The following is a 14,024-nucleotide window of genomic DNA, read 5'->3' on the forward strand; positions in this document are numbered from 1 at the left end:
GTTAAAAATGAATCCCCAAAATACAAATTAACAACTAACCACAAACCATAAAATCAAAACTATTTGTTTCTTACATCGCTTTCGATCATCCCATCACGAAGGCGTATAACACGATGTGCATGAGCAGCAACTTCTTCTTCATGCGTAACCAGAATAACAGTATTTCCCGCAGCATGAATTTCATCAAAAAGTTGCATGATTTCTAATGAGGTTTTAGAATCCAGATTTCCTGTAGGCTCATCGGCCAATATTATCGAAGGTTTATTTACCAAAGCACGACCAACTGCTACACGTTGTCGCTGTCCTCCCGAAAGTTGATTAGGTTTATGGTCCATACGATCAGACAGACCAACATCTGTAAGTACTTCTTCTGCTCTAACGGTTCTGTCTTTTTTAGAAGCACCTGCATAAACCATCGGTAAGGCAACATTATCTAATGCAGTAGTTCTGGGCAATAAATTAAAAGTCTGAAATACAAAACCAATTTCGCGATTTCGAATATCAGCTAATTCATTATCGGTCATTTTACTAACATCATTTCCGTTTAGATTATAAGTCCCACCAGTGGGTGTGTCAAGGCATCCCAGTAGATTCATTAGAGTAGATTTACCAGAACCAGAAGGACCCATTATTGCCAGGTATTCTCCACGAGCAATATCAAGATCAATACCCTTAAGTACATATACTGTTTCCTGACCTAATTGAAAATTTCTGATGATTCCTCTAATTTCTATAACATTTCCCATATAGTAATCTTTACAGATGGTTAAGATACAATTTTAGACTATATGACGCAGCAGATAAAAAGTTGTTACACTCTAATTGCAAAATGTTCTTTTGTTTATCCTGTGTACCACTCTGGGATAAGCATATGGGTTAAAAGTAAGTTAAAAATTGAATCCCTAATACCCTCCTAATAATACTATGATTTTTGTCATTTTTTGCATTTTATGTTACGGTTAATTTTGCTTCGGAATGTTAACTAACAAAACAAATATGAAAGCACTAAAACGCCCCGAACCCATTAATGTAGAGATTGTCTTAGATCCCAAAGAAACAATCATGAGTAAGACCGATCCTAAAGGAATAATAGAATACGCAAATGATTATTTTATGGAGGTCTGTGGATACGAAGAGCAAGAACTAATTGGTCAACCTCATAATGTAATTCGTCATCCAGATATGCCTAAAATTATTTTTAAGTGGTTATGGGAACACTTGCTGGCAAAGAAAAATATACACGCTTTGGTTAAGAATCTGGCAAAAGATGGTAGATATTACTGGGTGATTACAGACTTTGATGTAAAACTTGATGACGAAGGACAGATTACTTCTTTTTTTGCACGAAGAAAAGCTCCGCCTAGAGAAGCTATTGAAAAAATAGATAAACTATACAAAAAACTATTGGCGATCGAACAGGCCAGTGGAGTCGAAACCACAGAAAAATACCTTGTTGGATTTCTTGAAGAAAAAGGGATGACCTATCATGAGTTTATTGAAGAGGTTTGCTTCTCTGAAGAGACCAAACCCTATGATCCAAAAGAATTACAGTATCATAAACGAAGAACGGTATTTTCAAGAATGTTTAGATAATATGATACAATAATTACTTTTTAAAATTTTATATGAGTGGGTAAACTCATGTGATTTAGTTTATGTTTAGATGTAAAAGCCTAAGGATTACTTTAATCTTTAGGCTTTTTTTATGCTCTTATGGTGAAATGTTCTTTTGCTTGTTCGTTTCTAATAAATACAAAACCAAGATAAAAAGTATCAATAGTTACAGTGATTTTTGGGTGTTCTTGTATTGTTTTCCATAACATGATATTGTTTTCAGATTCATATATAGAATTGAGTATGATAACACTATCGTTATGAATTATGGATAACAATAATTCTATATCGAAATGAGATTGTGATTGATTCATGTCGAGATAAATCATATCATAATTATTCTTCGATTGGATATTATGATCAATCTTAACCGAATTATCTATTGATAAAATCTCTGATATCACCTTCGAATTTGTTAAAACAAGCCCAGTTTTAATATCAAAATAGGGAAGTATGCGATTTAGAAGCTTGGCGGTGCGATATCTAACAGGAATTTTTTTGCCTGCTTTTTTATATATTGATTGTATAGCTATATACGCTTTTCGTTTTTCAGTATTATAAAAACATCGGGTAACCAAATTATACACAAAAGGAGAATGTACTCCATGTTGATTAGTAGATTTAGAAAGAAATCTGAGATATGCTTTTATTTTGAAATACATTTTTTAGTCTAAATCAAAAATCTAACACTATTTGTTAACCATGTCATTCTTCCATTTTTTCAGAAAGTTCAAACCATCGCATTTCATTTTCCTCAATTTCCTGAATGATTTTCTGAAGTTTTTTGGACTCGGTATTTATTTTTTCTTCGTCTAGATTACCTTCGGCAAAAAGGTTTTCGATTTCCTTTTTTTGCAGCTCTAATTTTTTAAGCTCTCGTTCAATTTTGTTGAATTCTTTTTGCTCATTATAAGAAAGAGCAGCCTTATTGTCTTTTTTCCAGGTGTTTTTAACTTTTGTTTCTGTAGGATCAGATGTTTTTACCTCGGGCTCTTTACTGTCTTCATAAATACGATAATCTGTGTAATTACCAGGAAAATCCTGAATAACACCATTACCTCTAAACACAAATAAGTGATCTACGATCTTGTCCATAAAATAACGATCATGAGATACTACAATCAAACATCCCGGAAAATCTAATAAGAAATTTTCAAGCACATTAAGCGTTACAATATCTAAATCGTTGGTGGGTTCATCAAGAATTAAAAAATTAGGATTCTGGATTAAAACCGTACATAGATATAACCTTTTACGTTCACCTCCACTTAATTTTTCTACAAAATCATATTGCTTTTTACGGTCAAATAAAAAGCGTTCAAGCAGTTGTTGTGCAGAAATTTGCCTTCCTTTTTTTAATGGGATATAATCTCCGAATTCTCGAATTACATCGATAACTTTTTGACCTTCTTTAATGGTAATACCACTTTGTGTATAGTATCCAAATTTTATAGTATCACCAATCACAATTTTTCCATGATCAGGAGGTATAGCACCTGTAATCATGTTTAGAAAAGTAGATTTACCGGTTCCGTTTTTACCAATGATACCAATACGTTCTCCTTTTTTGAAAACATATTCGAATTGGTCTAACAAGATAAGGTTGTCGAAACGTTTAGAGATTTTATGAAGTTCGAGGATTTTACTCCCCATACGTTCCATATTAATCTCGAGTTGAACTTCGTGATCGTTGCGACGTTTATGAGCACGTTCTTTGATTTCATAAAAATCATCGATTCTGGATTTAGATTTGGTAGTACGCGCTTTTGGTTGGCGACGCATCCAGTCTAATTCTTTTTTATAAAGTTGCTTGGCTTTATCTGTTGTAATTTGCTCATTTATAATTCTAGCCTCTTTATTGGCTAAATAATAGGCATAATTACCTTTGTAACTATAGAGTTGACCATTTTCTAACTCTATAATCTCATTACATACATTTTCTAGAAAATAACGATCATGAGTTACCATGAATAACGTAAAATTTTCTTTGGCAAAATATTCTTCTAACCATTCTATCATTTCTAAATCCAAATGGTTAGTAGGCTCATCAAGATATAATAGATTGGGTTTGCTTAATAATATATTAGCAAGGGCTAATCGTTTCTTTTGCCCACCAGATAATTCACTTACCTTTTTAGTAAGGTCTTCTAGCTTAAGTTTAAAAAGTATTTGTTTATACTGCGTTTCAAAATCCCAGGCATTAATAGCATCCATTTTTTCAAATGCTTGCTGATAGTTTTCTACATCATCGGGATTTAACAATGCTTTTTCGTAAGTATTAATTACTTGAAGAATATCATTGTCTGAGGCAAAAATGGTTTGTTCGATAGTAAGAGCAGGATCCAGATTAGGCTCCTGAGGTAAAAAAGCTACTTTAAGGTTTTTGCGATATACAACCTGGCCTTCATCGGGTTCTTCATCACCGGCAACAATATCAAGGAGAGAAGTTTTTCCAGTTCCGTTTTTGGCGACAAAACCAATTTTTTGCCCTTCGTTGATTCCGAAAGAAATGTTTTTAAAAAGGATACGTTCTCCGAATCCTTTGGCGATATTTTCTACTGATACGTAATTCACAATTTTTTATAAAGTTGCAAAGGTACAAGGTTTATAAGTTACAATGAAGCAAAGTTTTGAAGTTTCTGTGTTGTGAAACGATAAACAGGAAATTTATTATCGTATTTAATGTTTTGTAGCGGTTAACTTAACTGTCTTTTTATTTATTAAAATAAGAGATTGTGTATTGTTGTAATTCAAAATAAATTCATTTAATCAATAGGGTAATTTTTTTATGAAACGAAGTAATTTAGGATTGGTTACAGTAGCTTAAATACGAGTTGTAGGAATTTTTATATCTTGCAGAGATTATTTACACACTACAATCATTTTTTATTAGGGCAATACACGGGGAAGATATATGTTGGATTATATTTAATTTTTAAATGATAAACGTAAGAGTTTGGTAGAGATAGTGTTATGTCGCTTTTTAGATGTTACACTTGTTATGCAGATTTTTATACGTTTAATATTAAAGTTATTATTATTTTAAACAATTAATATATTACTTTTTTTACCTACTAATAAATGAGAAAGACACTACCATATTTATTTATTTTGTTTTTTGGCCTATTATCCTTTGCTCAAGGAACTTATAGAGACGAATTCGGATCTGTATCTTATGCAAACAACGATGGGACATTAAATTGGGCAGGAAACTGGAGTGAAATTGAGCCTTTTGATTTTAATAATGATCCAGCTGGTGGTTTTATAAGTATTAATGGTGATCGACTTAGATTTAGATGGATATGGTCTGAAACTATGAGTAGAACGGCAGATTTGTCAGGAGCAACAAGTGCTACACTTTCTTTTAATTGGGAAACATCTAGCCTGGAAGCAGGAGAAGAACTTGCCATTAGAGCATCTAGTGATGGAACCAATTTTACTACTCTTGCAACATTTGGAGGTACTCAGTCTGGTTTTTATAGTGTAGATATTTCGGCATATATTTCTGCTACTACAACAATTCGTTTTGATAATGTTGGAAACAATTGGAGCGGTGATAATGATAGGGTTTTTGTCGATAATGTTCAGATCTTAACTGCTGTGACGGTTAATCAACCTCCTACTATTGTAGTTAGTGGTGATCAGCATTTTTGTCCTAACCCTATTAATTCTAAACCAGTAGTGCAAACAGTTACCATTACCGATCCCGATGACACAACTGCCGATGAGATTTCGATACAGATATCATCCGGATATGTTAATGGTCAAGATTTGTTAACACTAACAGGTGTCCATCCCAATATAACAAGTTCCTGGAATGCAACAGAAGGGAGGTTATTTCTAACTGGTCCAGCAACATTTGCCGAGTTTGAAGCGGCAATTTTGGCGGTAGTATATTCAACAAGTGCATCTAGTCCTCCAGAATTAAAAGAATTTTCTATAGTGATAGGGAATGCACTTTTCCTGCCAGAGACGGGACATTTTTATGAATTCGTATCAGATGCAGGAATTCGGTGGGATGATGCAAGAGACGATGCAGCTACGAGAACATATTTTGGACTACAAGGGTATTTAGCTACATTAACCAGTACTGCTGAAGCTGCTTTTGCAGGATCGCAGATAACAGGTAATGGATGGATAGGAGCAAATGACGAAGCAGTAGAAGGACAATGGAGATGGGTTACCGGGCCAGAAGCTGGAACTCTTTTTTGGACAGGAAATCAAACCGGATCTGTTGTTCCTGGTGAATTTGCGTTTTGGAATACGGGAGAACCTAACAATTGTTGTGGAGGAGAAGATTATGCGCATATTACAGCACCAGGTATCGGGATTCCTAATTCATGGAACGACTTACCTATTGCCGGAGGAGGAGGAGCATATGCATCACAAGGTTATATTGTAGAATATGGTGGTATGCCAGGTGATAATCCTTTACAGATATCTGGAGTAACTAGATTAAGAATAAGTTGCTCTGTGATTACTAATAGACAACGAACATATAGAGTAAATAACTAAGTTTTGTTTGTTAAGAAGGTAAAGACATTTTTCTTTTTCGCCTGGTTACAGAAAAAAGAAATATAAAAATCGATAAAAATATAGAAACTCTAGCTAGATAATTTCCTGCTTTTACATAGAATGTGATTTTATCATTTGTAACAAGGGTTCCTTTTAATGCTCCTTGTTTTTCATAATCTAATTTTGCTATAATATCTCCTGTTTGGTTAATAATAGCAGAAATTCCGGTATTGGCACTTCGGGCAATACTTCTTCTGGTTTCAATAGCTCTTAATTTGGCATAAGATAAGTGTTGTCTATGCCCTTGAGTATTGCCCCACCAGGCGTCGTTGGTAATAATTGCCAGAAATTTTGCCTTATTTCTAATATATCCTGTGGCAAACTCTCCATATATACTCTCATAACAGATTAAAGTTCCTACTCCAATACTATCTTTAGAGAAGAATACTTCTCGATCTTCTTGAGTAGTTTTCTTAGCTACCGTTCCACCAAGGTCAATCATGGCATCACCCAAAATGGGTTTTAAAACACTTTGGTATGGAAAATTTTCTACACCAACAACTAGTTTGCTTTTGTGGTATAGCTCATCTGTCCCATCTGGACGAACAAAAAATGCAGAATTATAGTCATCATAATAGATGCCTTCTTTATAAGTATTCGTTTGTTTGCGAATTTTACCGGGATCATTAAATACATCAATTAATGATATTCCTGATAATACATTTGCATTAGGATATTGGTTAAGTATTCGTTGTGCAGTTTTTTTAGCAATAGAGATAGAGAAATTAGTAAGTCTGTTATTGTCTGCAAAAACAGTTTCTGGAGCAATAATAAAATCTGTTTTTGAAGTAGCAACGGTATTTGTTAGTGAGTCTAATAATTTACCTATTCGAGCATCTGTAGTGTTATACTTTTCGGTATAGGGGTTTATGTTAGGCTGTAGAATAACCACTTCGATATTACTACCTTCTTCTTTATACGTTTTTAGAATAATAAACGATATTATAATAGGGATTAGAATAATCAATCCATTGCGAATCGCAGATCTGTACAGAATAGTTTTATCCTTGTGTTCTTTAAAAAGTAGTATACTCCTAAAAACACTAATATTAATGACCCAAATCCAAAGTGTACCACCAAAAGTCCCTGTGTACTCGTACCATTGTACCCAGGAAGTAAAGCTTGCAAATCCATTACCCAGGTTAAGCCAGGGCCAGGAAAATTCCCATTGCAGGTGCATATATTCAAAAGTCATCCAAAAGCAAACTAGAAATATACTACTGATCGTAAATGTGGTTCTTTTGGCAACAATATGATAAATCAAAAATACCAAAGTCATCACAAGGCTATTTACAATTTCTGCAAACCACATACCAAAGGCAGTAGAATTATAGATCCACCAGGTGGTAATTATATTCCAAATAAAAAAGGAGAGAAAAGCAAAGCCAAAAACCTGGCTTTTACTGTATTTATTTTTACGAATGTTATATTCTACAGTCAAAAGAGGAACAAAACCAAAGAATAGAAATAAAGGAAAACCGTAGGTGGGCCAGCTAATAGCAAGAAAAAGGCCTGAAATAATACACAATATGATGTTTTTCATAAAAAAAATGCTTCCTTATTAATAACGAAATTAAACTTATTTAGTTACAATTAATATAATTGAATGTTTCTTTTTTGTAACGTTTAGTAATGGATAGTCTTTTAGACGCTTAAACTGGCGATTTTATATAATTCTTCGTAATGTGATATTTACGAAGTTCATCACTTAAAACTGTATTTTGTTTTGAAGAATCTAGAGTTACTTTTCTAATATCTTTTCTAGATTTTTATGTTTTAACAACTTGGCACTTGTAAAATTAATAGTGGTTAAAATTTATAAATTCACACCTCATTTTCAGGGGTATATGGCTAATATCTTTGTCTTTGTACTAGTCTTTATACTATATTTGATTCGGTTATTAATACTTGATTTATGCAATGGGATCACCGTCAGGAAAAAGGAAAGTAGAGGCTTCAATTAGAGTAGTAATATATCTGATGTGTGAAAAAAACATTTTCAATTTTATTCCATAAACATCAATAAATGGACAATCATATCTAAAAGAGGATGAACTATCAGATTTGATTTTCTTTATTAAAGATTTTGAAGAAAAAAACATATCAGTCAATGACTCCTAAAAAAGAAATATAGGCAGTAGCATAAAAAACAAAGTTCTAAAATGAGCTTTGATATATAAAAATATTCTTTCGCGAGGAATAGACACACATGGTGAGTGTCTTAAAATGTTCATCACAACTATAAATATTGAATATTTAAATTATGAAAAAATCAATTTTAAATTTAGGAAAAGTTATAAATAAAACTAAACAAAAAACTATTAATGGTGGACAAATGGAAGCCTCTTGCGAAGAATTAGGATGGAACGAATTAACTTGTAAATATGCATCGCCAAATTCTGATATCAATTATCTCAAATGTTGTTAAATCGAAAATCATTCTAAAGTAAAAAAAATCAATTTTGAATTTAGAAAAAGCTTTAAGTAAAGCAGAATAAAAATCAATTAATAGGGCATTATCTCGTGTTTATGTACTCTAGGGAATCCATGTTATGTTTTTATGGGACCAATATGTATAGATGTATGTATGCATGAGCCCGAAGAGAGGTAGAATGTAAAATTAATTCTACAATTATATGCTTAAAAGTAAACAATCATTGTTTTAAAGTTTATATCACTGTAGGGTATTGATAACTTGGCTGCAGTTGCTTTTTACTAAGAAGCAACTCAGCTTTTTTTCAGGAACTTACTAAAGTTTTTCTAAGCGCATGATAAAAAGTTATACATAAATATAAATTACTTTTTTTCAATAAGATATAGTATATTAGTTGTGTTTTATTACCCCAATCCCTCAACCTAAATCAGGATAAATTGAGGGCAAGAACCCATTTTGATGTAGTACAATTAGTAGTGGGTTTATTCTTAGTTTATTACGGATTTTGAAAAAAATGATTGATTGTTTCATTCAAAATATGAAAGTATAAAACACTTTTTATAGCTTTTGTATTAGGAATAATATTTTTATAAAGAATAGACATAAACGATAAGTGTCTTTAAATGTTTATCGTAAAAAATAATCTTAAAACCTATATCATGAAAAATCACATTTTAAACTTGGGTAAAGTTTTAACCAAAATGCAACAAAAACAAATTAATGGAGGTAGATGTCAAAATTCATTTGAATGTTGGGAATGGGCTAATTTTTTGGGACCAGAAGACGCGTATGCGTGTATTGATGGAAATTGTGGACTTAATCCAGGTCCACTTTAATTATTGGGAGTATAAAAAATAATCTTAAAACTTATATTATGAAAAATCACATTTCAAGCTTAGGTAAAATTTTAACCAAAACACAGCAAAAACAAATTAATGGGGGAGGAGGGCATCCAGAATGCTATTCTCATCAGGATTGCCCTGGATCAATGGGATGTTGTAGACCTGGAGGTGCGGGATTAGGGCTATGCATGGTGTTTGAACAGTATATAAAATATTGTAATATATAAGCGATTCATAGTTAATAAGGGGGACTTATGTCTTTCTTCCCATCAAAAATGTTAAACGCTTTATGTGAGCACTGATGTTTTTTATAAAGATATCAGTGCTTTTTTATAACAAATAATCATTTTGAGAAAGCTAAATCCTTAATAAATTTGGTAGGTGATTAGGATCTAAAGTATTAAGAAAAGCGATAGGATACTATGACAAAATTTGATGTTGTAATCTATGATTTGTGATTGCCAGAATGATTCTTTTTTGGTTAGAAACCATTATCAGATAAAGTATCCATTTAGTTTACTATTTTTACACAAAATTGAATTTTATGTGGATCAAAAAGCAAATTCCAAACTTTATAACCCTCCTTAATCTTTTTTGTGGATGTATTGCGGTTATTTTTGCCGTTCAGGGACAATTGGAATTAACTGCTCTTTTTGTAATGCTAGGTATAGGATTTGATTTTTTTGATGGTTTTGCAGCGAGAATATTAGATGTTAAAAGTGAATTAGGATTGCAACTTGATTCTTTGGCAGATATGGTTACCAGTGGGGTAGCACCTGGTATTGTAATGTATCAATTGTTATCTCAAGTTTTTGGAAAACCATTTTATATAGCTCCAGGTTCTTGGAATTCTGAACAGATTTTAGCAAGTTTTGATATGTCTTATGTGTCTTTGCTGGGTTTATTGGTAACCTTGGCTTCTGCATATCGATTAGCTAAATTTAATATAGATACCCGCCAAACTACTTCATTTATTGGTTTACCCACACCAGCAAATACATTGTTAATTGTTAGTTTACCGTTAATACTCAAGTTTCAGCAAGAACCCTGGATTTTGGAAATTATTCTTACTAAATGGTTTTTGATAGGGTTAACTATACTAAGTTGTTATCTGCTTAATGCCGAAATTCCTCTATTTGCTTTAAAATTTAAGACCTGGGGATTTGCAGAAAATAAGGTTCGTTATATTTTTATAATACTTACCGTTATTTTAATTGTACCCTTAAAATTTATAGCAATACCATGTGTGATATTACTTTATATTTTAATGTCTTTATTTTTCAAAGAAAAAAAGCCGATCGAAGAATAGTTTTTGATCAACATTTTTTAAGGTAAGACTCAAAAATCAAATTCCATATTATCATTAAAAATTTAATTTCTTTTTTCTAAGTTCGAAATTTTGTCCCAGATAAACTTTACGTACCATTTCATCTTCGGCCAATTCTTCGGGGATACCAGCTTTTAGAATACTTCCTTCAAACATTAAATAGGTTCTATCTGTTATCGCAAGGGTTTCCTGTACGTTATGATCTGTAATTAAAATACCAATGTTTTTATCTTTTAGCTGGGCAACAATACGTTGTATATCTTCTACAGCTACTGGGTCAACCCCGGCAAAGGGTTCGTCCAAAAGGATAAAATTAGGATCTGTGGCCAGCGCTCTTGCTATCTCTGTACGACGACGCTCACCACCACTTAGAAGATCACCACGGTTTTTACGGATATGTCCTAAGCCAAACTCTTCGATAAGTGCTTCCATTTTATGCAATTGCTCTTTTTTAGAAAGTTTAGTGAGCTGAAGTACACTTAAGATATTATCTTCGATACTAAGTTTTCTAAATACAGAAGCTTCCTGAGCCAAATAACCAATACCATTTTGAGCACGTTTATACATTGGGTATTTGGTGATATCGATATCATCTAGCGTAATTTTCCCTCCGTTAGGTTTTACCAAACCAACAATCATATAAAAGGAAGTTGTTTTACCAGCACCATTTGGTCCCAGAAGTCCAACAATTTCCCCTTGATTTACTTCAAGAGAGATTCCTTTTACTACTTTTCTACCTTTATATGATTTTATAAGATTATCTGCTTTTAACTTCATATCAGAATGACTTCTTTATATCGGGGGTGTTGCTAAAATGAGCTGGTAAATTTACATTATTCTTTTTAACTACTACATACTTAAGAAGCTTTTGCTTCAAGCGCGTCCCAAAACTCATAAGCACGACGTAAATGAGGAATAACGATAGTGCCTCCTACCAGAGTAGCAATACTAAGAGATTCGACTACTTCTTCTTTGGTTAACCCTTCTTTATGGCAGGTTTCAAGATGATAGCGCACACAATCGTCACAGCGCAGGACTACAGAAGCTACTAATCCTAATAATTCTTTAGTTTTTACATTTAGAGCACCTTCCATATAGGCATTGGTATCCAGGTTAAAGATTCTCTTAATTATTTTGTTATTGTCCTCCAGGATACGAGAATTCATTTTTTCTCTGTAGCTGTTGAATTCGTCAACTATATCACTCATTTAGATTGTTTTTGTAATTTTTTCTTTTCTTTTTTTATTACAGCTTTAGATATAAAAATACTTACCTCATATAATATTAAAACCGGAATAGCAACAATAACCTGACTAGCAATATCAGGTGGTGTAATTACGGCAGAAAGTATTAATACAATGACTAAAGCAAATTTTCTATATTTTTTTAAAAACTCAGGAGTAACTAATCCTACTTTGGTAAGGAAAAACATAATAACAGGAAGTTCGAATATTAGGCCACAAGCTATTACCGAAGCCCTTACCAGTGCTATATAACTATCAATATCAAATTCGTTAAGCACCTCTTTGCTCACTTGATACCCTCCTAAAAAATTAATGGATAACGGTGTAATTACGTAGTATCCAAAAAGTACTCCCAAGAAAAATAAACAGGAACAGATAATAATAAATCCTTTAGAATTCTTTTTCTCTTTATCATACAATGCAGGAGAAATAAATTTCCAGAATTCATATAGTACATAAGGAAATGCTATAATAAAACCTGCTGTTATTGAGGTCCAGATATGAACAGAGAATTGGCCAGCTACTTTTCTGCTCTGTACACTAAAAGGTAATTCTTTAAAGCATAAACTTTCATCTAAACCTAGAAGTTTAGATAGATTACAGAGACCATTATAAGTAGGGAAATCTGGTTTTTTTGGTCCAAAAATTATAACATCAAAGATGAATTCTTTTGATATAAAAGCTATAATTCCGGCAATGAGTACTGCAACAGTAGCCCGAATTAAATGCCAGCGCAACTCTTCTAGATGATCTAGAAAAGACATAGACTGAGGATCTTTTTGAGTAGTTTTCCCTGCCATTATAAAATACCTTCTCTCATTAAATCATGAATATGTAATAACCCCACATATTTACCGTCTTTTTCTGCTAACAATTGAGTTATTGAGTTTTCCTCTAATTTCTCTAAAGCATCTACTGCCATGGCATCATTATCAATACGTTTGGGATTAGGAGACATAATATCTTTAGCAGCTAAGCCTTCAAAAGATGTAGTGCCTTTTGTTAACATTCTACGTAAATCTCCATCGGTTATAATACCAAGAATAGTCCCATTTTCTGTAACTGCTGTAGCTCCTAATCTTTTTTCTGTAATTTCAACAATTACAGTATTTATATTAGACTCTGGAGATACTTCGGGTTTTTCGTTTCGAGATGTGATATCACTTACTCGAAGGTATAGTTTTTTCCCCAAAGCACCTCCCGGGTGATATTTGGCAAAATCCCTACTAGAAAACCCTTGCAGGTGCAATAAACATACGGCGAGTGCATCTCCAATAACAAGCTGCGCAGTGGTACTTGTGGTAGGAGCTAGATTATTAGGGCATGCTTCTTTTTCTACATAGGCATGTAATACGTAATCAGCTTCCTGACCTAAAAAAGATTCTTTATTAGCTGTGATGCCAATTAAAGGGTTTTTAAAATTTTTAATCAAAGGAACCAGAACTTTTATTTCTGGAGTATTACCACTTTTAGAAATGCAAATAACGATATCATCTTCGAGAATATTTCCTAAATCACCATGAATGGCATCGGCAGCATGCATAAAAACTGCAGGAGTACCTGTAGAATTCATTGTAGCAACAATTTTGGTGGCAATAATAGCACTTTTGCCTATACCAGTAATAATAACCCTGCCTTTTGAGTTATGTATCGTTTCTACAGCATCAGAAAATTCTTTATCAATGAGCTCTTCTAAGTGGGCAATTGCGCGAGCTTCCTCGGCAACAGTTTTTTTAGCATATGAAATTATAGTGTCCTGGGTGTTCAAAATTTAAAAAATTTTCGTGTTATAAATAAAGATTTTACTATCTTTAATTTACGCAAAGGTATACAATACCTTATTAATTTTAAATAGTGATAAAAAAAAGCGTATTAATTTATGCTTTGTTTATCTTTGGCATACTAAAATTAAAAACGAAACATCCACTAAGTCTGTATTTGGGGAAATAGATTTAGTGTTAGTGAATCTTTATTTAATTGGTATATAA

14 protein-coding genes are annotated in these 14,024 nt (G+C 32.7%); 6 read left to right on the forward strand and 8 right to left on the reverse strand.

The window, feature by feature from the left end; genetic code table 11:
* Positions 1 to 59: 59 nt before the first annotated feature.
* Complete coding sequence (locus tag ATO12_RS14595; RefSeq protein ID WP_025665988.1) at positions 60 to 746, reverse strand: ABC transporter ATP-binding protein; 687 nt, start codon at positions 744 to 746, stop codon at positions 60 to 62.
* Positions 747 to 996: 250 nt separating this feature from the next.
* On the opposite strand from ATO12_RS14595, the gene ATO12_RS14600 reads away from it, so the two are divergent.
* A complete protein-coding gene (locus ATO12_RS14600; protein ID WP_025665989.1) occupies positions 997 to 1,593 on the forward strand; it encodes a PAS domain-containing protein in 597 nt (198 codons plus the stop codon).
* 110 nt (positions 1,594 to 1,703) lie between these two features.
* Here ATO12_RS14600 and ATO12_RS14605 read toward each other — a convergent pair whose 3' ends face one another.
* Positions 1,704 to 2,276, reverse strand: coding sequence for a hypothetical protein (locus ATO12_RS14605; protein ID WP_034242896.1), 573 nt, complete (start codon positions 2,274 to 2,276; stop codon positions 1,704 to 1,706).
* A gap of 43 nt (positions 2,277 to 2,319) precedes the next feature.
* Positions 2,320 to 4,188: an ABC-F family ATP-binding cassette domain-containing protein gene (locus ATO12_RS14610; RefSeq protein WP_034242897.1), complete on the reverse strand. Its 1,869-nt coding sequence runs from the start codon at positions 4,186 to 4,188 to the stop codon at positions 2,320 to 2,322.
* 507 nt (positions 4,189 to 4,695) lie between these two features.
* On the opposite strand from ATO12_RS14610, the gene ATO12_RS24975 reads away from it, so the two are divergent.
* Positions 4,696 to 6,129, forward strand: coding sequence for a C-type lectin domain-containing protein (locus tag ATO12_RS24975; RefSeq protein WP_051575855.1), 1,434 nt, complete (start codon positions 4,696 to 4,698; stop codon positions 6,127 to 6,129).
* 10 nt (positions 6,130 to 6,139) lie between these two features.
* On the opposite strand, the gene lnt is transcribed toward ATO12_RS24975, so the two are convergent.
* Positions 6,140 to 7,732 carry an apolipoprotein N-acyltransferase gene (gene lnt / locus ATO12_RS14620; protein ID WP_034242899.1) on the reverse strand — a complete coding sequence of 531 codons (1,593 nt, stop codon included), beginning with the start codon at positions 7,730 to 7,732 and terminating at the stop codon, positions 6,140 to 6,142.
* Positions 7,733 to 8,452: 720 nt separating this feature from the next.
* On the opposite strand from lnt, the gene ATO12_RS26115 reads away from it, so the two are divergent.
* From ATO12_RS26115 to ATO12_RS14640, 4 genes are all read left to right on the forward strand, one after another.
* On the forward strand, positions 8,453 to 8,617 hold the full coding sequence (locus tag ATO12_RS26115) for a hypothetical protein (protein ID WP_165583387.1): 165 nt from the start codon (positions 8,453 to 8,455) through the stop codon (positions 8,615 to 8,617).
* Between the two features lie 665 nt (positions 8,618 to 9,282).
* Positions 9,283 to 9,459: a hypothetical protein gene (locus tag ATO12_RS26120; protein ID WP_165583388.1), complete on the forward strand. Its 177-nt coding sequence runs from the start codon at positions 9,283 to 9,285 to the stop codon at positions 9,457 to 9,459.
* Between the two features lie 38 nt (positions 9,460 to 9,497).
* Positions 9,498 to 9,692 (forward strand): hypothetical protein, encoded by a 195-nt coding sequence (locus ATO12_RS14635; protein WP_034242903.1) that lies wholly within the window; start codon positions 9,498 to 9,500, stop codon positions 9,690 to 9,692.
* Positions 9,693 to 10,009: 317 nt separating this feature from the next.
* Positions 10,010 to 10,774 carry a CDP-alcohol phosphatidyltransferase family protein gene (locus tag ATO12_RS14640; RefSeq protein WP_034242904.1) on the forward strand — a complete coding sequence of 255 codons (765 nt, stop codon included), beginning with the start codon at positions 10,010 to 10,012 and terminating at the stop codon, positions 10,772 to 10,774.
* A 54-nt stretch (positions 10,775 to 10,828) separates the two neighbouring features.
* Here the strand turns inward: ATO12_RS14640 and lptB are convergent, their stop codons facing one another.
* From lptB to ATO12_RS14660, 4 genes are all read right to left on the reverse strand, one after another.
* On the reverse strand, positions 10,829 to 11,569 hold the full coding sequence (gene lptB, locus ATO12_RS14645) for an LPS export ABC transporter ATP-binding protein (RefSeq protein ID WP_034242905.1): 741 nt from the start codon (positions 11,567 to 11,569) through the stop codon (positions 10,829 to 10,831).
* Positions 11,570 to 11,649: 80 nt separating this feature from the next.
* Positions 11,650 to 12,000, reverse strand: coding sequence for a carboxymuconolactone decarboxylase family protein (locus ATO12_RS14650; protein WP_025665997.1), 351 nt, complete (start codon positions 11,998 to 12,000; stop codon positions 11,650 to 11,652).
* Positions 11,997 to 12,836 (reverse strand): twin-arginine translocase subunit TatC, encoded by an 840-nt coding sequence (gene tatC / locus ATO12_RS14655; protein ID WP_034242907.1) that lies wholly within the window; start codon positions 12,834 to 12,836, stop codon positions 11,997 to 11,999. Before tatC ends, ATO12_RS14650 begins: the two co-directional genes overlap by 4 nt.
* A complete protein-coding gene (locus ATO12_RS14660) occupies positions 12,836 to 13,804 on the reverse strand; it encodes a KpsF/GutQ family sugar-phosphate isomerase (RefSeq protein WP_034242908.1) in 969 nt (322 codons plus the stop codon). The genes tatC and ATO12_RS14660 overlap by 1 nt, the downstream gene beginning before the upstream one ends.
* Positions 13,805 to 14,024 lie beyond the last annotated feature (220 nt).

Source organism: Aquimarina atlantica, assembly GCF_000626715.1.
GTDB classification, from domain to species: domain Bacteria; phylum Bacteroidota; class Bacteroidia; order Flavobacteriales; family Flavobacteriaceae; genus Aquimarina; species Aquimarina atlantica.

Bases quoted from the DNA above. Each gene is read 5' to 3' on its own strand.
- ATO12_RS14640 (WP_034242904.1), top strand. From the start codon at position 10,010: ATGTGGATCAAAAAGCAAATTCCAAACTTTATAACCCTCCTTAATCTT.
- ATO12_RS24975 (WP_051575855.1), top strand. From the start codon at position 4,696: ATGAGAAAGACACTACCATATTTATTTATTTTGTTTTTTGGCCTATTA.
- ATO12_RS14600 (WP_025665989.1), top strand. From the start codon at position 997: ATGAAAGCACTAAAACGCCCCGAACCCATTAATGTAGAGATTGTCTTA.
- lptB (WP_034242905.1), bottom strand. From the start codon at position 11,569: ATGAAGTTAAAAGCAGATAATCTTATAAAATCATATAAAGGTAGAAAA.
- ATO12_RS14605 (WP_034242896.1), bottom strand. From the start codon at position 2,276: ATGTATTTCAAAATAAAAGCATATCTCAGATTTCTTTCTAAATCTACT.
- ATO12_RS14595 (WP_025665988.1), bottom strand. From the start codon at position 746: ATGGGAAATGTTATAGAAATTAGAGGAATCATCAGAAATTTTCAATTA.
- ATO12_RS26115 (WP_165583387.1), top strand. From the start codon at position 8,453: ATGAAAAAATCAATTTTAAATTTAGGAAAAGTTATAAATAAAACTAAA.
- ATO12_RS26120 (WP_165583388.1), top strand. From the start codon at position 9,283: ATGAAAAATCACATTTTAAACTTGGGTAAAGTTTTAACCAAAATGCAA.
- ATO12_RS14650 (WP_025665997.1), bottom strand. From the start codon at position 12,000: ATGAGTGATATAGTTGACGAATTCAACAGCTACAGAGAAAAAATGAAT.
- lnt (WP_034242899.1), bottom strand. From the start codon at position 7,732: ATGAAAAACATCATATTGTGTATTATTTCAGGCCTTTTTCTTGCTATT.
- ATO12_RS14635 (WP_034242903.1), top strand. From the start codon at position 9,498: ATGAAAAATCACATTTCAAGCTTAGGTAAAATTTTAACCAAAACACAG.
- tatC (WP_034242907.1), bottom strand. From the start codon at position 12,836: ATGGCAGGGAAAACTACTCAAAAAGATCCTCAGTCTATGTCTTTTCTA.